The organism is Flavobacterium mesophilum (assembly GCF_039581405.1).
Lineage (GTDB): Bacteria > Bacteroidota > Bacteroidia > Flavobacteriales > Flavobacteriaceae > Flavobacterium.
The window spans coordinates 168,043-189,393 of sequence record NZ_JBCPXZ010000001.1 but is presented as its reverse complement, the minus strand read 5'-3'; the positions used below and the strand labels follow the sequence as shown (position 1 = coordinate 189,393).

The 21,351-nt window shown below is 36.3% G+C and carries 9 protein-coding genes; 4 read left to right on the top strand and 5 right to left on the bottom strand.

The window, feature by feature from the left end; all coding sequences use genetic code 11:
• The first annotated feature begins 92 nt into the window (after positions 1–92).
• The 4 genes from AAYQ19_RS00700 to AAYQ19_RS00685 all read left to right on the top strand — a co-directional run bounded on the left by AAYQ19_RS00700 (position 93) and on the right by AAYQ19_RS00685 (position 4,727).
• A complete protein-coding gene (locus AAYQ19_RS00700; protein WP_343532800.1) occupies positions 93–1,895 on the top strand; it encodes a type VI secretion system Vgr family protein in 1,803 nt (600 codons plus the stop codon).
• 2 nt (positions 1,896–1,897) lie between these two features.
• The gene (locus tag AAYQ19_RS00695; protein ID WP_343532798.1) at positions 1,898–3,235 is read left to right on the top strand and encodes a DUF3289 family protein; all 1,338 of its coding nucleotides are present in this window, start codon (positions 1,898–1,900) and stop codon (positions 3,233–3,235) included.
• A gap of 10 nt (positions 3,236–3,245) precedes the next feature.
• Positions 3,246–3,755 carry a hypothetical protein gene (locus tag AAYQ19_RS00690; RefSeq protein WP_343532796.1) on the top strand — a complete coding sequence of 170 codons (510 nt, stop codon included), beginning with the start codon at positions 3,246–3,248 and terminating at the stop codon, positions 3,753–3,755.
• Between the two features lie 534 nt (positions 3,756–4,289).
• The gene (locus AAYQ19_RS00685; RefSeq protein WP_343532793.1) at positions 4,290–4,727 is read left to right on the top strand and encodes a hypothetical protein; all 438 of its coding nucleotides are present in this window, start codon (positions 4,290–4,292) and stop codon (positions 4,725–4,727) included.
• A gap of 175 nt (positions 4,728–4,902) precedes the next feature.
• Here the strand turns inward: AAYQ19_RS00685 and AAYQ19_RS00680 are convergent, their stop codons facing one another.
• The 5 genes from AAYQ19_RS00680 to AAYQ19_RS00660 form a co-directional block, all read right to left on the bottom strand.
• The gene (locus tag AAYQ19_RS00680; protein WP_343532791.1) at positions 4,903–5,955 is read right to left on the bottom strand and encodes a sialidase family protein; all 1,053 of its coding nucleotides are present in this window, start codon (positions 5,953–5,955) and stop codon (positions 4,903–4,905) included.
• A gap of 175 nt (positions 5,956–6,130) precedes the next feature.
• A complete protein-coding gene (locus AAYQ19_RS00675) occupies positions 6,131–6,751 on the bottom strand; it encodes a hypothetical protein (RefSeq protein WP_343532789.1) in 621 nt (206 codons plus the stop codon).
• A gap of 169 nt (positions 6,752–6,920) precedes the next feature.
• On the bottom strand, positions 6,921–8,849 hold the full coding sequence (locus tag AAYQ19_RS00670) for an OmpA family protein (protein ID WP_343532787.1): 1,929 nt from the start codon (positions 8,847–8,849) through the stop codon (positions 6,921–6,923).
• A gap of 10 nt (positions 8,850–8,859) precedes the next feature.
• Positions 8,860–9,783: a PorP/SprF family type IX secretion system membrane protein gene (locus tag AAYQ19_RS00665; RefSeq protein ID WP_343532785.1), complete on the bottom strand. Its 924-nt coding sequence runs from the start codon at positions 9,781–9,783 to the stop codon at positions 8,860–8,862.
• Between the two features lie 27 nt (positions 9,784–9,810).
• Positions 9,811–21,018 (bottom strand): PKD domain-containing protein, encoded by an 11,208-nt coding sequence (locus AAYQ19_RS00660; RefSeq protein WP_343532783.1) that lies wholly within the window; start codon positions 21,016–21,018, stop codon positions 9,811–9,813.
• Positions 21,019–21,351: the final 333 nt, after the last annotated feature.

Sequence of the window (21,351 nt, the reverse complement as noted above, 5' to 3'; positions counted from 1 at the left end):
TCTGTTGCAAAAATGTCTTTTAGGGGCTAAACGGAGAGTATTTGTAAAGATATATTTACAAATACACCAACTCAACTAAAAGCCAGTCAATTATGTCAAAATTATTAGAGCAAGTTCATATTTCGATAAGTTCATTCGAAAAAAACATCATTTATTATGATCTGCAACTTTCGCAGAAAATGGCTGATCACCATTATTTTTCCTTTATCTGGCAGTACACAGGAAAAGCCATTATCGATCCCGAAGACCAGGAAAAAGCCATCAGTAAATATATTGGAAGCGAAGTGATTTTTACCTTCAAAGTCAATGGAATCAGACTGATGTCTAAAGGTGTTATTAACGCATTAAAATCTGTTGACCTTCACGGGAGCCCCGCAGGTCTTCATGTTTATGGCATCAGCCATTCTGTACTTCTTGACGATCAGAAAAAATCTAGAATTTTTCTTAATCGAAATCTGCAGCAGATTGCTCTTGAGATTTTTGGAGAAACCAATTCAGGAGAATTTTATCAAAGGGATGCCATAGTACCAACTCATTCTAAAGTTTTTTCCAATAAACTGCAATACAATGAAACCAGTTTTGATTTTCTTAAAAGACTTGCTGCACGATATGGACAATGGTTTTATTTTGATGGTATGCGGATGCAGTTTGGCCAGACAAAAGCCAGCAAGGTAAAACTGATTAATGGATCATCACTTCATAAATTTACGATCGAAACAAGTTTGGTCTCCCGTAAAATTTCTTTCGGCGGATATGATTATTCTGTCGCCAACAGTATACGCAATTCATCTGAAAGGACTAATACAGGAAGCAGAGACAGATTTGCCGTTTCAATGGGATTCAACCAGCCTTCAGTTGCTCCGAGGGAGCTTGGTGTTGGGATTTACACCAACAACGCGCAGAACAAGGAGGAAATTGAAGAAATGGTAAAACTGCAGACTCAGTCAAAAGATGCAAACAGTGTTTTCTATAACGGGATTTCCTATTATCCAATTGGCTTGGGACAGGCTTTTACTATTCAGAACAAAACTGTCGAGCATGAATTGATAGCCGTTGAAGTAATCCATCATTCAGAAGTAAACGGTAATTACAGTTGCGAATTCAAAGCCATTCCTGCAGATGTTGCCGTGCCACATTACACTAATCCACAAGTTTTTGCACTTGCGGAGAGCCAACCTGCAAAAGTGATTGACAATAACGATCCCGAAAAAATGGGCCGCATTAGGGTTGAATATTATTGGAACGGCCGTGGGAACGAAAGCGATTGGATGCGTATGGTTCAACCTTACGCAGGTTTGGGAAAAGGAATGTATTTCAGGCCAGAAATTGGTGAAGAAGTCAGAATTGGTTTTGAAGGTGGCAATGCCGAATGCCCTTATGTTTCAGGAACATATTATAACGGACGTGAAATGCCTGAGTTTTTTGATGAGAACAACAGCATTAAAGGTTGGAAACTTCGTTTTGGGATGTTGTTCAAGTTTATAGAAAAAGTGGGAATCTGGCTTTCTGACCCTAGCGGGAATGAACTACATATGGATGAACAGTCTAAAAGTACAACCTTGACTGTGCCAGAAACTTTTACGATTAACTGTAAAAACTTGATTATAAATGCTTCTGAAAGCATTACTACGACTGCAGGGGGTGATATTACTGAAAGTGCAGGAATGAATCATAAAACTGACGCAGGTTTAAATATTATACAAAGTGCAACAGAAGATTATCTTTTAGCGGCTAAGAATATCACAAAACTTGCAACTGAAAATTATTCGTCTGATGCGAAAGATATATCAAGAAATGCTTCGGGAAAGATAGAGTCTCTATCGCAAGAAAATCACATTCAAAACAGCAAAGGAAACATTGAAAATAATTCCGGCGAAAATACAATTAACTCTTAATCATGGGAAGGATAACTATAGTAGCTAAAAATATTCTTGAGGAAGCTTTAGGAACTATCAGAAATGATGCTTCTCATATTGTTAATCGATCAGGTGGGAAAATAATTCAGAATGCAGATAAAGCAATAAATTATAATGACAAACAAGATCGACAGCCTCCAACAAATATTAGAATATCAAAAGTTGAAGGTCCTTTTGATGATAATGATAAGTTAGTGGATAAAATTGAGCTTGGCAAATCGTATAGTTTTAAAGCTACGCCAACTAGAAAACCAAGTATTACGGAAGTAGCGCTTCTAAAATGGGCTATAAAGTTAGACGACAATAAAAAAGAGATTATTGGCGGAGTAGCTTCATTAAACAAATTAGAAGACAGTAAGATAACGATTGCTTTTAAAATAAATCATGATTTTGAGACAGGCAGAATTTATGCTTTTTATCAAAAGACAGATGATTCCGTTAGTGTTACATTGAGTTTAAAGAAACTTAAATTTCCAATTTTAATTTTGCAAGGTTCCAGACGAAAAGGAAAGAGAGCAATTAAAGTTGGCGATAAAATAATAAGCACTAACGAAACCGCGCCAGATATGCTTCATGGCGATTATCCTGAAAATGAAATAGGCTTTAATAAATTGCAAAACGAGCTGTATTTGGAAGAATACAATAAGTTAATAGGAAAAAAGAATTCTGTAGAATCCTCTCATTCCAGAGCAAAATATTTAGCTGAAGATCGCTTATCACAAATTAAGATTTTTTGCAAAAAAAGCAATGATGAATTGTTTGAAATTTTTAAAGATAAAATGTGGATTTATGCTTCGGGAGATATTAAAACGGTGGTTAGAGATATGGTTGAAAAAGTTAGATCTAACAATGGAGGAGAATATACTAATCAAACCTTAACAAATGCAACTATTAAACATGATAATTCAATTGAGTTTATAAAAGGAGTAAAAGATGCAATAAAAGAATACTTAAAATCAAATTCAGGTAAAATCGATGACTTAGAAATTAAAGATGATTCAAATGGGAAGATTTATAAAATTTTACTTAAGAATGACATAAAAAGTCCAAAATTTGATGACAATTTTAGCGGATTAAGAATCGCGATGAATGATATTTGGACTTATCAAATTTATATTACTCGTTACAAAACTAATGGAACGAATTTTGAAATGGGGCTCGAATATATTTATTACGACCATTTTGGGCTCGATTTCCCGGATATTCATAAATACGACCAAGACATTTTTTATGTTTGGTTTGTATTACAGCACTTTAGAAATTTCAAACCATTTATTACTAAGATTGATATCGTAGGTGAGTTCAAAGGAAATATTTAATTTTATTAAAATGAAAAATCAAACTATATTTTACATCGGATTTATATTAATGATATTAACATCATGCTCTGACAATAAAATCAAAATAGAGCCAATCAATTCTCATTTAAATGAAAGATTAAAAACCGGCAAGAGTTTATCTGACCCTAATTATTTTACATCAGGATTTGTATTTCAATATTATCAAATTTCTGACTATAGTAATTTATCCGATGAGAAATTATTGGATAAATTGGAATCTTTCGTAAATAAAAAATATCCTTATCAAGAAATAAAGAAACATGATGATTTTATGGTGTTTTTTTATAAAAAAAAATTTTTCTCGGATTATGATTATGACACAGTTTATGAATCAGCTCGAGACAATGAATTTGGTGAGATTGACGGTTTTGATAATAATCTAGTATCTAAAATTTATTATTATAAATATGATGGAATGGATACCAGAAAAATATTTGGAAGGGTTATATACAAAAAAGACAAACTCGTTTTCAGTAAAGAAGATACTATAAGTTTTTGAGTTTATAGAGTCATGTAAACAGACATTTTTGCAAAATTGAAGATTTGAAGTATTTGCATTTTGTAAATTTAAACGGAGTAAAAAAAAAAAGACACTTTTTCTTTAATTTTAATCAGTAAGGATTTTAGCACGAGAAAAATAGATATAAAAAAGACAAAAAGCTAGAAATTTATTACATAGATGATCAAGTATTAAAGACTGATACTTTACTAATTAAAAACATAAATAATTAAGGAAATTAAAATATATGACTTTAAAAACAAGGCTATCAATATAAGAGCAGGAAAAAGAAAAGGAGAGCAATATTGTACTCTTATTTATAGAGATAATTTTCATAATGAGAATTACTACAATGATGATTAGGAGTCTATTAACTATATATCTGCAAATCTTTATTAATTCGAAAAACCTCACATACATAAGTACGACCAAGACATTTTTTATGTTTGGTTTGTATTACAGCATTTTAGAAATTTCAAACCATTTATTACTAAGATTGATATAGTAGGAGAACTTAAGGGAAATATTTAATTTATGCTAAAAACAATAAAAATAATAGTTCTTCTTAGCTTAGCAAGTTGCACTAAAAATAGGTCTTTAATAATCGAATCGATCGATGATAGTTACAATAAAAATAGTATTTGTCAATATTATCAACTATCTAACTATGATAATTTATCAAGTCAAGAATTATTAAATGAACTTGATGATTTTGTTGAAAAAAAATATTTTGTTGAAAAAAAATACGAGTTTACAACTTATTATTATAAAAAATGTTTTTTTGTAGATTATAAAAAACATTTAAATGAAGATGAAATAGATTCGGAACTAGGTTTTTTATCAAACTATAAAAGTAAAAACATAGCTTTATTTTATTCTTATAGATATAAAAAAAATATAGTATACAATAGAATAATTTACAATGAAAATGCTGTTGTTTTAAAAAGGGTAGATACTATCGTGCTAAAATAATTTCTATTTTATGAATAGTACGTAATCCGATCGCGCGAATCTTCTTCGCAACGATCGCGCGGATTTGCAATTCGTGCCCATAACGACAAGCAAACATTAAAAGTAAAAAGTCCAAACCAATCTTTGCGGGCACGGATTGTAAATCCGCGCGGTCGAGTTAAATGGGATTTTTTTTTTATTTTTTTAAATCAAATACAGTGTGCTTGATCAGCTTTCGATTATAAGTATAAAGAATATGCACTTTTTTATCTGAAGTCTGAATAATCGCCGGATAACTAAATTCTCCTTCTTTCTGATTTTCTAAATCGAAAAGTTTCTCCCAGTTAATTCCATCATTTGAATATTCAACATCCAGAACATTTCTTCCGTTGAACCAATCTTTCCCCATTTTCAGTGGATTATTAACCAATAAAAAAGATTTATTTGAAACCGTTAAAGCATCAATTCCCGAATTTGAATTGACAACATTTATACTGTCCGTTTTCGTCCAGTTTTGTCCGATATCGTGTGACCAGCTTGTGATAATTTTGTTATGTTTACTTCTAAAAAGCATTTGAATATCGCTTTTAGAATGAACCAAAAATGTTGGCTGAATAATATCAAAATTCTGATTGTCTTCTATATTGATTTTTGTCCACTTTCCGGTCGCTTCGTCAAAAGTTTCAACATGACTTCTCCATAAATTGTTTTGTATACTTTCAGTGCTGCTTCCGCATAAAATAAGTCCGGAAGTAATTTCAATTGGTTTATTTTTTATTGGACCTAAAATTCCGTCTGGCAGATATTCAGGATTGCTCCATGTTTTTCCGTCATCATTTGAAGAAATCATCGCACCAAACCATTCCCTCGGATTTTTTCCAACCTTATAAAATAAATACAGTTTTTTGCTTTCACTCTTGAATAAAACCGGATTCCAACAAGGCAAAGTGTCTTGTCCTTTTATTAATGGTTTAATTAAATTCTCCGGTTTAGACCATTTTTTGTCCTTATAAGAAGCCACATAAATACCTACATCTTTTGCGCCTTCATATTTACCGCCAAACCAAGATGCCAAAATCTCATTTGGTTTTGTTTCAACCAAAGTGGCAGCGTGACAACTCGGCGTTACAGGTTCAGCTGTAACAAACGAATTAGTAATATTATCAGCTTGTGGTTTTTGTTTTAGGCTTGTACAGGAAATAAAACATCCAAAAATTATTGTGCACAAAAAAGTAAACTTCGAATTCATATTTTAGATTTATAAGACAAATATAACATTCTAAAATTCTTTATTTTGATAAAATTTCTACGCTGCTTTTTTGCAAACCTAAACTACAGTTTGAGCTTTGTTTTAAAAACAGTTATAAATAAAAAATCCCATTTCATCAGGAATGGGATTTTTGGTTTTTAATTACAATTTTTACTTATTCTTTATACAAAACAATTGTGGCTTTATAGCCTGTACCAACATTCCATTGGCTTGATTCTATTACAGCACCTTTGTCATCATAAACTTGGAATTCGGCAGTGTTTGGAGAGGCAGAACCTTCGTTTAGGGCTTCAAAATCAATTTTGTTTATTCCCGGAACTAGCGTTATTTTAATGCTTTGATATTCTCCTTTCATGCTTACTTCTGGTTCAATTACTTTATCATTCAAATACACTTTGATTTTATCTCCATCTACAAAAGCTGCGTCACGATAACGAATTGTCGAAGTAAAAGTCGAGGTTTTAAAACTTCCTAAAAACTGATTTTGTCTGTAAAAAATACCCGGAACATTTGCTTCTTGTTTATACAAATTAGTGTCTTTGAAAAGTTCCTTCGGATCAATTTTTGACGGATCCGGTTTCTCGACAGGCGCGGGCGGATTCACTTTTGGTGCTTCTTCTGTTGGAGGAAGAACCTCTTTCGTTTTTGGCGTTTTTGACGGAATAGGTTTGAATTTATTCTCCAATTCTTTTTGCGCATATCCTTGCATCGAAATGCAAAAGATAAAAATCAACAATAAAAAAGGGTTTCTATTTTTCAGTTTTATTAAATACATATACTCTTAAAATTAAAATGTTTGTCTTTTAATTATAAACATTTAATTAGAGTATTTATTGCCTTGGCAAAGAATTGAAACTAAAGAAAGACCCAGCAGTGATTCTTTAGCGCTTCTTCAGAAGAAAAACTTAGAACCTTAGAATCTTAGCACCTTAGCATCTTAAAAACTACATTTTAGTGATTATAAATTCGCTTCGTCTGTTTATTTGATGTTGTGCTTCTGTACAAGGAACTCCATTTGAACAATTATTAAGAAGTTGTGTTTCACCATAACCTATAGCGCTTTCTATGCGTTCAGGAGGAATTCCCTGCGAAATGATATAATCTCGTGTTGCTTTGGCTCTTCGGTCAGAAAGTTCAAGGTTGTATTGGTCATTGGCTCTCGAATCGGTGTGTGATTCTATTTTTATGACTACTTTGCTGTATTGGTTCATTAATAAAACCACTTTGTTCAATTCGATTGCCGAATCATAGCGAATATCTGATTTATCAAGATCAAAATAGATAATTCCAATTTTGATTTTTAAAACTCCATTTTCGCGCAAAACAAGTCCTGCATCAAGTCCAACAGGAACTTCTGTAATTCCTGAATGCTCTGGCGTTGCAACAACAACTGAATTGCTATTAAAATTGTCTTTTGAAACGTCAATTGTATAAGATGTGGAACAATTTATATTTTCGCTGAATTCAAACTTTCCATCAATTTTAGAAACCGTTTCTTCTATTTTTATGCCCGCATTATTTTTAAGCGTTACGATCGCGCCGGCAATTTTGTTGTTTGAAATGGCATCAAAGACATACCCTTCAATAGCTTGTGTACAGCTTCTTTCGAAAGAATAAATATCATCGTCGCCTTTTCCGGTTTTTCGATTAGAACAAACAAAACCTTTGTTGGTTGATTCATTTACTATGTAGGCAAAATCATCCATACTGCTGTTCAATGGCGCTCCGAGATTTGCGGGTGTGTCAAAAATTCCGTCGTTTATTCGGCTTTCAAAAACATCAAGTCCGCCAAGTCCTAAAAATCCATCAGAGGCAAAATACAAAGCTTTATCGGTTATGTACGGAAACATTTCGCGTCCGCTGGTATTTACTTTTTCGCCTAAATTTTTTGGATTTGAATATTGATCTTCGCCTAAAATATCAACAACAAAAATGTCGCTAGAACCGATTGTTCCTGGCATATCAGAAACAAAATAAAGTTTTTTACCGTCTTTACTAACCGAAGGCTGTCCGACAGAATAATTATCACTATTAAAAGGTAGTTCTTTTACATTTTCCCATTTCACGGTTCCGTTGCCGTTTTCTACCGCTTTTGCCGAATAAATCTTCAAATTGTTGACACCTTTGCTGTCTCTTTTTAATTTTCCGTTATAATTATTTCGAGTAAAATAAATTGTTTTTTCATCTGGGGAAAAAGCAACGCAAGCTTCGTGATATTGTGTGGTGATTTCTTTTCCAAAACGTTCTTTAAAAGTCACATTGGTTTGTGATTCACTAATTTTTCCGAGTTGTATATTCAAGTACGGTTGATCGTTCCAGCCATATTTTGCAGTTTTGATATACGAAGAATCAGAAGTTGTTGAATAAACCAAATCTCCTTTGTAAAACATTGGAGCAAAATCAGAATAGGCCGAATTGATTTCCAGATTTTCAAGGATAAACTGTGGTTTTATTTTTTTGATGTCTTCAAGCGTCACGGTTTTTAGCGAGAAATTCTGGCCTCTGGAATCTGTAGATTTTTGCTTTTCAGAAAAGCTTTTCATCCATTTTTTTGCTAAATCATAATTTTGGATTCCTTGCAAAGACTGCGCATATCGGAAATAATATTCTGGTGAAACATCATTTGGATATTCAGACAAAAGTTTGCCATACCATTCGCTGGCTCTTTGCATTTGGGTATTAAAATAATGTGCATCTCCTATGCGTTGCAACATCTCTTTTGAACCATCTCCATTTTTTATCGACATTTCATAAGATTTTGCGGCATCGATATAATGCATTTTATCAAAAAGAGCATCGGCAGCTTTGTTTTTTGTTTGCGCGTTGACCAGCTGTATCGTCAGTAGTATCAGTATAGTAATTCTTTTTTTCATAAATTAAGTATTAAAAGAATCTAGGTGATTTTAAGCCATTTTTGCGTGATATCAATTCAAAACGAAGTACAATTTCATGCGTTCCGCTGTTGTAATTTTGCAATTCTGTTGTGGTGTAATCATATGCATAACCAATCATAAACTGAGGAGCAATTTGTAAAGAAGCCAAAGCACTTACAGAATCGGATGTACGATATGACGCACCAAGAGTAAAGACATTGTTGAACATGAAATTAGCCGAGAAATCAGCGATTATAGGAGCTCCTGCGACATATTTGACTAAAACTGCAGGTTTGAATTTTGTATGCGCAGAAAGATCAAAAACAATTCCGCCGATGAGGTAAAGATGCATTCTTTCATTTACAAGGTCATCTGCAATATCATCGTAATTGTATCGCTCTTTTGTCAAGAAATTCGGAACCGCTATACCAATGTAATCTCTCTCTCCATGCCAGTACATACCAGCACCAACCACTGGAAGAAATTTATTGGTAACATTTTCACGAAATTCAACATCAGGATCTCTGTGACTTCCTTTTGACCAATCGATATTGACTACTCGTCCGCCTCCTTTAATACCAAATGACAATTTATGTGTATCACCAGATTTAATGGTATAAGAGAAGTTGGCATCAATATATTGCTCTTCTGAAGGGCCAATTTCTTCGTTAACGATAGATAAACCAAGTCCAACGTTTTTTGCCACAGGAGTGTCCAGTGTAAATGATTGCGTTGTTGGCGCTCCATCGAGACCAACCCATTGTGTTCTATAAAGTCCGGTTACCGTTAAATGCCCCAATGAACCCGCGTATGCAGAGTTTACCGTGAGTGTATTGTACATATACTGCGTGTACTGCGGGTCTTGTTGTGCAAAAACTGCAGTGACAAAAAGCATCGTGACGATTTTGAAAATCTTTTTTATATTTTGAATCATAGCCAATTTTGTTTTGGTTATTCTTAATTATTTAATGTAAACCCAGCCTGAGATTTTTGGAGAACCATCACCGAGATCAAGAATATAGAAGTAAGTGCCTTCTGGAAGTGTTTTTGCAGATCCTTCGGCCTTTCCGTCCCAAGTATTATCGTAGCCTTTTTTAAAGTAAACGATATTTCCCCAACGGTTGAAAACTTCAAGTTGATTATCTGGAAATTGCGTGATACAATCAATGTAGAAAGTATCATTTTGTCCATCATCGTTTGGAGAGAACTCATTGTAAATTTTCAAGCAATTTGGTTTTACAGTCGCATTGTCTTGATTGTTTGATGCATTAGTGTCAATTTGATCAAGTTTGATAAGACGAGCTGTATTTAAATAACTATTTACATCAACTACTTTAGCAGTAATCGTCAAAGTTTGAGAGCCTTTTGCATTAATAACCGGAATTAACCAAGTTCCCGTTTTACCGTCATAAGTTCCTGATGAAACAGTATAACTCGTAAGTTCATATCCTTTTGGAAGCAAGTCTTGAATTTCTACATTTGTTCCAGCTAAATTTCCAAGATTGTCCGCTGTAATGGTGAAAACCACACTTGAATACATTGGAACATCCGTTTTGTCGACTTCTTTTGTAATGGCAATATCTGTTGACGGAATGTTTATGAATTCAGAATCTTCATCATCTTCGCTTTGATCTCCGTTATCATTATTTGGTTTACTATCAGGATCAAACTGGTTGCTTGCAGTGACTTGTGCAATATTCAGATAATCGTAACTGTCAAGTCCGTGCGGATTGACCACGGTAGCTTGATAGGTTAGGGTAATACCGCCAACAGGAACAGTCAAATCAACCCATCGTATTGTATTACTGCTAAAGATTCCACCTTGATTGATATTCGAAATATTTTTATATCCAAGCGGAATTAAATCTTCAACCGCGACACCAGTTGCTTGCGCAGGTCCGTCATTTCCTAATTGAAGAGTAAATGTTACAACCTCATCTACATTGGCGTTTTTATTATTGATGGTTTTTTCAAGGCTTAAATCGGCAATGTTGACATTGATTTGAACGCTATCGTAATCATCTTCTGTGGTTACTCCATTATTTGGTGTTGAATCAGGGTCGGGTAGGTTGCTTGCGGTAACTTCTGCAATGTTCAAATATTCGCCCGAAGTGCCCGATGGCGGATTTATAGTAGCATAAATATCTAATGTTTGCGTATTGCCACTGTTTACAATTCCTGCGCGCCAAACTCCTGTAACAAAATTGTAGATTCCGCTAGTAGCTGAACTTGTTACATATTTGAATCCCTTCGGAAGTAGATCTTTTACCTCAACGCCTGAAGCATCGCCCGGACCATCATTTGTGACTGTAACATTAAAGACTACTGTATCACCCACATCATAACTAGTATTTCCAGTTAGTGTCGTTTTATTTACAGATAAATCGGCCATTACAATTACTGGTGTTACAGCAATACTATCATAATCATCTTCTGTTGTAATGCCGTTTCCAGGTGTACTGTCAGGGTCAAATTGATCAGAAGTCATTATTTCGGAAGTATTCAGATATTCATTTGCCGAGCCAGTTGGATTTTTTACAAAAACATTAATGATGAGTGTATGACTATTTCCTGGCAAAATAATTCCGGGATTCCATATTCCAGTTACACGATCATAACTTCCTGATGTCGCACTGTTGAAGATGTAATCATATCCTGGTGGCAAAATATCTTTTATAGTAACTCCTGTAGCAATGCTTGGTCCATCATTTCTTACCGTAACCGAAAATGAAATTTGCGAACCAACTGCTGGAGTTAGGTTGTTGTTTATTACTTTTTTCTCTATTGAAAGATCTGCGACTGCTAGTACAGGAGAGATGAGAACCACGCTTAAATCATCTTCACCAAATACACCATTATTAGGTGTTGAATCAGGATCTTTTTGGTCAGAAGCATAAACTTCAGCAATGTTTTCATAATTTCCAGTTCTATTAATTTTTGCAGTAATCAATAAAGATTCGGTTGTTCCGTTTGGAAGGCTTCCAATATTCCAAATTCCTGAACCATTTAGATATTGACCTTTTGTAGCGCTATAAACAATATATTCATAACCACTTGGCAGAAGATCTTTTACTTGAACTCCAGTAGCATCTTGAGGCCCAGTATTAACTACTAGAACTTCAAAAGTAATCGTTGAACCAAAAATTGGATTGAAATTACCGCCAATAATAGTTTTCACAACGGCTAAATCAGCTAATGCTTCTTTAGGAGTTATGGATATGGTTGCATAATCATCTTCAGTTGTGACACCATTATTTGGCGTTGAATCTGGATCAGGAAGACTACTTGCTGTTACCTCAGCTACATTGGCATAGTTTCCTGTTGGATTTACAATCGCTGTAACTTGTAAAGTTTGAGAGTCGCCATTTAATAATGACCCAATGTTCCATTTACCTGTTGTTGGATTGTAAGTTCCTTTGGTAGCCGTAAAACTTGAATATGTATATCCCGAAGGCAATAAATCAGTGACTTCAACTCCAGTTGTATTTTGTGGTCCACTATTAGTAATCACAATTTCAAAAGTAATCTGTGAACTAGTCAATGGAGTTACATTATTTACGGTTTTGGTCAGAGATAAATCTGCAACTTGAATAATTGGTGTTGTGGTTGCCGTTGCATAATCATCTTCAGTTGTTACGTTGTTATTCGGAGTCGAATCTGGATCAGGAAGATCGCTTGCTGTTATTTCGGCAATGTTTAGGTAATCTCCTGTTAGATTAGCTGTTGCCGTAATTTGTAATGTTTCAGATTTTCCATTGATTAAGTTTCCGACTGTCCATAATCCAGTTGTTGGATTATAAGTTCCTGTTGAAACTGTAAATGCGTTATAAGTATATCCAGACGGAAGCAGATCGGTGACTTGAACGCCTGTATTATCCTGCGGACCACTGTTGGTTACCACAATTTCAAAAGTAACTTGTGAACCAACTAATGGAGTTGCGTTGTTTACGGTTTTGGTGAGAGATAAATCTGATGCTTGCGTCGTCGGTGTTATGGTTGCTGTTGCATAATCGTCTTCAGTTGTAACGCCGTTATTCGGAGTTGAATCTGGATCCGGAAGATCGCTAGCACTAATTTCTGCTATATTAGTATAATCTCCAGTAAGATTTACGGTTGCAGTTACTTGCAAGGTTTCGGAAGCTCCATTGGCTAGATTTCCAATTGTCCATAAACCGCTTGTTGCATTATAAGTTCCGCTAGAAACTGTGAAACTGCTAAACGTATATCCTGACGGAAGAAGATCTGTAACCGTAACTCCCGTTGTGTTTTGTGGGCCATTATTGGTTACTACAACTTCAAAAATAACTGGCGCACCAACTAAAGGCGTTGTATTGTTTACCGATTTAGTTAAAGATAAATCAGCAGATTGTGCAATCGGCGTTATGGTTGCTGTTGCATAATCATCTTCAGTTGCAACATTATTGTTTGGAGTTGAATCCGGATCAGGAAGATCGCTTGCGGTTACTTCTGCAATATTTAGGTAATCTCCTGAAGGATTTACAATTGCTGTTACCTGTAAAGTATAAGCGGTAGACACAAGAACTGCTCCAATTGTCCATAATCCAGTTGCAGAATCATAATTTCCAGCAGTTGCACTATATGAAACGTAGTTATATCCAGAAGGCAATAAATCGGTTACAGTTACGCCATTTGTGTCTTGCGGACCTGCATTGTTAATCGTTACACTAAAAGTAACTTGTGAGCCAACCAATGGAGTTGTGTTGCTTACAGTTTTAGTCAAAGACAAGTCGGCAGAAGGAGCAACTGGAGTAGTTGAAGCTTCGGCATAATCATCTTCAGTTGTAATTCCATTGTTTGGAGTTGAATCAGGATCAAGCTGGTCGGCCGCGGTAACTTCCGCTATATTAGTATAATCTCCAGAAGCATTTACAGTTGCATAAAGTTGCAAAGTCTCTGAATTGGCGTTTAATAAATTGCCGACAGTCCACAATCCTGTTGTTGGATTATAAGTTCCTTTAGAAGTGGTATATGACGAATATGTATAGCCAGAAGGAAGTAGATCAGTTATCTGAATACCCGTATTATCATTTGATCCATTATTGGTAACTACGATTTGGAAAGTAACTGTTGAACCAATCAAAGGCGTCGCATTATTAACCGTTTTAGTTATGGAAAGATCTGATGATTGTGGTATTGGAGTTGTTGAAACAGATGCATAATCGTTTTCCGTAATAACACCGTTATTAGGCGTTGAGTTAGGGTCCGGAAGATCAGCGGCTGTAACTTCTGCTACATTCAGGTAATTTCCTGTAGCATTTACCGTTGCAACGAGTTCAAGGGTTTCTAGATTCCCACTAATCAAATCTCCTATAGTCCATATTCCAGTTATAGGGTTGTAAGTTCCTTTTGAATTGTTAAATCCTACAAAAGTATATCCAGATGGAAGTAGATCAGTTACTTGAATACCCGTATTATCGTTAGGGCCATTATTAGACAGTATAATTTCAAAAGTAACTTGAGTGCCTACTACAGGAGTCGGATTGTTTACGGTTTTGGTTATTGACAAATCAGAAGATTGTACAATTGGAGTCGTAATTGCCGATGCATAATCATTCTCTGTCGTATCTCCGTTATTTGGAGTTGAATTCGGGTCAGGAAGATCTGCAGCTGTTACTTCAGCAGCATTAAGATAATCACCGGTATTATTTACTGTGCTTACGATTTGCAAGGTTTCAGAATTGCCATTTAACAAACTTCCAATATTCCATAATCCAGTCGTTGGATTGTATATTCCAGTGGTAACAGTAAAACCAACAAGAGTATAACCCGAAGGCAATAAATCGGTAACCTGAATTCCGGTATTGTCTTGTGGACCATTATTGGTTACAATGATTTGGAAAGTTGCCAGAGAGCCTACAACAGGTGTTGGATTGTTAACGGTCTTCGTTATTGATAAATCGGAAGAGAGCGGTACAGGAGTTGTAGTTGCAGTTCCGTAGTCATCTTCTGTTGGGACACCATTATTTGGAGTTGAATCTGGATCTGCTACACTGCTGTTTGTTATTTCAGCAATGTTTGTGTAGTCGCCAGAAGGATTTACGGTTGCGTTGATTTGTAGCGTTTCAGATTCCGTATTTCTTAGAATATCTAATGACCAAATACCTGTCACGGGATCATAAGTACCACTAGTTGAATTGAAATTAAGAAAAGTATAACCTGAAGGAAGTAAATCTCTAACCGTTACAAATGATGCATCTTGAGGTCCGCTGTTTGTTGTGACAATTTGAAAAGTAACAAGAGAACCGACTAATGGCGTTGGATTACTGACTGTTTTTGTTAGCGATAAATCTGCTAGAGGCTGAACAGGAGTAAGAGTAACGCTGTCTTCATCATCTTCACTTTGATCTCCGTCATCATTATTTGGCGTACTGTCAGGATCAGGAAGACTGCTGGCAATGACTTCAGTGATATTTTTATAATCTCCTGTTGGAAGCACTTTTGCATCTATGATAAGAGATTCTGAAGCACCATTATCAAGCGTTGCAACATTCCAAACTCCTGTTGTAAAATCATAAAGACCATCAGTAGAACTATAATTCACAAATTCATAACCAGAAGGCAAAAGATCTCTCACCAGTACTCCAGTGGTATTATTTGGTCCTTTGTTTGAAATAATAAGTCTGAAAGAGACTTGAGTGCCTATTACAGGACTCGTATTTCCAGCGACTACTTCTTTGGTTAGTTCAAGATCGGCTGTTGGACCTATAAAGGTTAGCGGAGCGTTAGCTTCGTCATCTTCGCTTTGGTCTCCATCATCATTATTTGGTGTACTATCAGGATCGGGAAGGTCACTTGCTGTTACTTGTGCTATGTTTACATAAGTTCCTGAAGGGTTTACAGTTGCTCTAAATGTCAAATCTATGGAAGACCCAGTTGTCAAGACTAAATTCTGCCAAGTTAGACTGCCATCGGCAACATTATAAAAACCACTATTGGATACTGAGCCTGGAATTATAGTAAAACCTTCCGGTATAATATCTTTTACAGCAACTCCAGTCGCGTTTCCAGGACCATTATTTAAAAGATGCAGTGTAAATGAAACTTGATCTCCAGCGGCCGCAGAAGTTGGTGAAACCGCTTTAGTAAGTTCTAAATCAGCTAATTTTAAATTAACGGTTGCACTGCTCATATCATCTTCCGGAAGTCCGTTTCCAGGTGTGCTGTCAGGATCGAATTGGTGAGAAGTTTGTATTTCTGCAACATTTACATAATTTGCTGCAGAAGCTTTATTTACCTTCGCTGTAACTTGAAGTGAGATCGTATTTCCATTATTCAGATTTCCAACATTCCATATTCCAGTAGTGTTGTTATATCTTCCTCCACCATTATCACTTACATAAGTATATCCAGAAGGCAAGTGATCTGAAACGGTAATTCCAGTAGCGTTATTTGGCCCACTGTTCGTAACAGAAATGGTAAAAATTACATTGTCATTAATACTTACAGTATTTGGTGAAACTGATTTTTGAAGTGATAAATCGGCAACATCAAGTACTACAATTGCATCATCCTGATCGTCTTCGGTAGGATTTTGATTATTTGGGGTACTGTCTGGATCATATTGATCTGAAGCAATAATTTCTGCTATGTTTAAATAGGGGCCTCCGGCTCGAATAGTAGCTTTAAAAGTCAAAACAGTTATATTGCCACTTGGAATTGTTAATCCTGTCCAGGTAATTGTATTGTCCCCTACATTGTATTGTCCTGCTAAATTTACTGAACCAGGCACAATTGCAAATCCTAAAGGAATGTAATCGCGCACAGCAACATTAGTTGCAGTTACAGTTCCGCCTTGGGCATTATTATTGTTAAATACTGAAATATTGAAGGTTACAACATCGCCAACACTACCCGTTGTTGGCGTTACTGTTTTAGTCAATTCCAAATCTGCGACAGCTAGTATAGTAAGTGTCATGGTATCTGATGAAACCGCGCAATTTCCGTTGCTTACATTCCATTGAAGTGTGTAAATGCCAGGAATGGTTCCGGTTACAGCAGTAGTTGGACTTGAAGGATCTGAGAATCCAATTGTACTTGGTCCACCAGTTTGTGTCCAAGTGGCGGTACCAATTGTTGGAGCGACAGCGTTCAGATTAATAGGCGAGAATTGAGGTACAATTTGATTGGGTCCCGCATCGGCCGTTGATGGATTTTGATAAATTGTTACAAGAACATTATCTTCAGAAATACAACTTGTTGAAGCAGTTGTAGTAACAGTCCATTTAAATTCATAAACACCAGGAATCAGTCCAAGCATTAAGGAATTTTCAAGATTTGGCGACGCAATATTAGCTGTGTTTGGACCAGAAACCTGTGTCCATGTACCTACGCCCGATGTTACTGCAACGGCATCCATTGTTGTGCTGGCTAGATTACAGAGTTCTTGATCAGGTCCAGCATTTGCAACAGATGGAGGGACATCATTAAATGTTATTTCGACAGTATCTGAAGTAGGTGCACATAATGATGGACTCGTAAAAGGTCCATTAGTAACAGTCCATCTTAAGATATAAGTTCCTAAAACATTAATATTGGATAAAGTTGTAACAGGACTGTTTGGATTATCAATTACAGCGTTTCCACCTGGAGGTTGGGATGCAAATGTCCAAGTTCCAATACCAACTGCAGGCGGTACAGCAGCTGTTTTGTAAGTAGTTTGACAAGCAACGGTGTCATCAGGTCCTGCATTTGCTGTGCTTGGCGGCGCATTCATTTGGATTCGGACAATATCAGAAAGAGAACGGCAGTTGTTGCTTTCAAAAACCCACTCCAAAATATAAAGACCAGGAACAGTCAGATTTGAAACGGTGGTTAACGGTGCCGAAGGGGTATCGATAACAGCGACACTTCCCGCAGGTTGATAAACAAAACGCCATGTAAAGGTGGTAACATCAGGAGGAGGAGCATTTCCACTCATTGTAGCAACTCCACCAACATCGCTGATACATAAAGTTTGGTCTGGTCCAGCATTTGGATCAATACTTGCGCCATTGTAGATGGTCACATTCATAGAATCTGATGTTCCAACACAAGAACTTCCATCTGGAAATGTTGTAGCTATTGTCGTAAAAGTAAAGACATAATCATTTCCAGGAACAACGGTTGCATTTGCTATGTAACTGTCCGGTGGTGATTGCGTAATAACAACATCATTTGCATTTCCTGTTGTACTTGTAAGGGTCCATGTTCCTCTAGAATTTTCACTGGCGATAAGTTGCACACTGGTCACATCGCAAGAAGTTTGATCTGGCCCGGCATTCGCAGCAGGGTCAACCACAACGATCATATCGTCAAAGCTACCCGGACATAAAAAGATACTTTTTGCTGTTATAGTCCATCTAAAAGTATATGTACCCGCAATAAGTCCGTTAATAACTGTATTTGGATTTGATGGATCAACAATCGTAGGCTGATTAGGAGCTCCTGTCAGTACTGACCATTGGCCTAATTCAAAGAAACTATCGTAACTATTTCCAGCCATCGTAACACTGCTGTTGTTGCAAATGTTTTGATCGGGTCCTGCCAATGCTGGGTGAGGCGGAATTCCAATTGTCAGATTGATATCGTCAAAAGCCTGACCACAAATATTAGCATCAACTGTCCATCTAAAAATGTAATAACCACTATAATTAAATGTAAAAACGGCATGAGGATCGTGAATATCGCTGATTGTATAATTTCCCACACCAGAAATTCGTGTCCAAGTACCTGTTGATCCGCCACTTTGTGTCGCAGCCATCGTAATAGTGTTGCCACAAATTTCTTGATCAGGACCAGCATCAGCTATTGGAGGAGTTTCTGCAACTGTTACAGAAACACTGCTTTCACTTGGAAGACAAGTTCTAAGTCTTGAAGTGATTGACCAAGTAAAGACATAAGTTCCATTTCCAGGTACTGTTACCATTGTGTTAGGATCATTAGCGTCAGTAAAAACTACTCCCGCCGATGGTTGCACTGTCCAAACACCAATATCACCAAAATCTGGTGTATTTCCGCTAAGATTAAAACTAGTTGTTCCAGATGTATAGCAGGCATTTGGACCTGCGTTTGAAGGAGTAGGAGCAAGACTGCTGCTGGTATTTATTATAACATTATCAGAAACAGAAGAACCGCAAGAAGGGCCAGGGTGCAAGTAAGAAACGGACCATTGCAGTTCATATGTTGCTGTTGGTGTTGCAAAACCGGAAGCAACTGCATTAGGATCATTTACATCAGAAAATGTAATGGTATCCGGTCCTGAAATTTGGCTCCACGTTCCAATTTCACCAGCTTCAGGCGCAATGGCTGTTAAAGGGACCTGCGAGTTAGCACAGACGACCTGATCTTGTCCCGCATCAACATTGCTTATGGAACTGTCGGATACATAAACAGTAACCGTCGCTACAGAAAAACCACACGTAGCACCACCACCTTTTGTAATATACTGAAAGACGTAAGTACCAGAAATAAGATTGCTTACTTGCGTATCGATAGCGAAATTGTCAGCAATAACTGCTGTATTTGGACCGCTGAGTTGGCTCCAAAAATGCAATCCATCATCAGTGGTTACACCCGATAGAATAGTTGAGGTGTCACCGCAGGGCAAACTGACATCGGTTCCAGCATTTGAAGGTGTAGGGTCTCCAGAAACTAAAATATTTAAAGTATCAAAACCGTAATCACATTCTACAGTTAATGCCCCAGTCTGTTTTCTAATAAATTCAACCGTATAATCTCCTGGTGCTGTAAGCGTTAAAGTCAGCGAATTTCCAACATCTTGCAAAGCGGTTGGAAATGGACCTAAAGGAGAAAGTGCAGGGCCGCTTACAATTCGGTATTGATTTGATCCAGTTCCGGTGACAGCAAGTGGAATCGTAAATACGGTAGCATTACAGCTTCCGACAATATCATTTCCGTTATTGGCAATAATCGTTCGGGTTGGGCCATTGTATTGTACAATATAATCTTTCGTAAAAACACAACCCGTATTGTTATTGGTAAGTGTGTATCTAAAACGGTATGGAGCTCCAGCTGATGAAATATTGGTTACTAAGGTCGTAGGGTTTGTAGGCGAAACAATAACAGCGCCAGGATCTCCTGAAACTTGTGTCCAAAGAACAGTTTCTCCAGCATACAAAGGAGTTTGCGCCACAAGAGTAACTTGATTTATAGTGTTGTCACAAAAGAAGATATTTTCATCTCCACCTGGTAATTGAGTTACATCTTGAGTAGCAGGTGGAACAGTTATTACCACTAAATCATTACCAGAAGCACAAGGTCCGTTAACAGTCCATCTAAAAGTATAAGTTCCTTCCACTAAATTAGAAATCCCCGTATTGTTTGAATTTGGGCTGCTGATTGTGGGTACATTTGGTCCAGAAACAAATGACCATTGACCATTTTGTCCATTAAGTCCACAACCACCATAAGTTCCAGTAAGGTTAGTAGATTGGGTTGTGGTATAACAATTGCTTAAAGTTTGGTCTGGTCCTGCCGAAACCGGTTTTACACCTCCATAATTTGTTACCGTAATCTGAGACGTGGTTCTACAGCGTTGGCCAGGTGCAAATTCTGGACCTTCAATAACCCATTGAAGCGTTGTAACACCACAACTTGTTGTAGGTAATGTTATGGTTGAGGTAGCTAAATTTGGAAAATTGATTACAACTCCTGCGTTATTGGCTCCAACAATTTCCCAAAAACCAGTTTCTCCACTGTTTTGGGGAGCGTTTCCTATAATTGCCAATGTGCCATTATTATTAGGGCAACTAGCAATATTGCTTCCGGCATTTGCAATTGTAATAGGCTTAACATTAACAACTTTATCTTGATAAGACAAAACTCCGTCACCACAAGTAGCGCTATATCTAAAAATATAAGTATTACCGCCAGTATAACCTGAAATTGTTGTACTCGAACTAGTAGGTGAATTTATGGTTACGGCGGGTCCTGAAATTTGAGTCCATTTTACTGTTCCAATTATTGGTGTTGGGTTATTACCTGTCAAGACCAAAGCATCAGTTTCACAAATCGTAACGTTTAATACTCCAGCATTTACGGTACAGTTTTGTGCATTTGTTTTAAAATTTGCTAGAAACAGCAGAGCAAAGATAAAACACAGTTTTGTAAAGGATTTTTCAATTTTCGGAAAAAAGTAAAATTGTGCCATAAGCAATCAAGGTCTTATAGGCGGTAAAAAGATTAAATAACCACCTAATTATTAATTAATGATGATTTGCATTTAATTTGCTGATTTTGTAGGAAGAAAAAAGGAGGGCTTTTCAAAATTAAAAAAAGAAAGCGCTAAAATACTGGTCTTGATGTTTCATATTATAAAATGAAACAATAAATTAGATGTTGCAACATCATCATTATCTGGTATTTATGTTAAAATAAGCTGTAAGAAAAATAAAAACAATGACTCAATTTAAGCATCAATTTCATTAAGAAAAAAATAACAGATACAGATTCAATTCTAATGTTATTTTAATGTAGCGCTGAA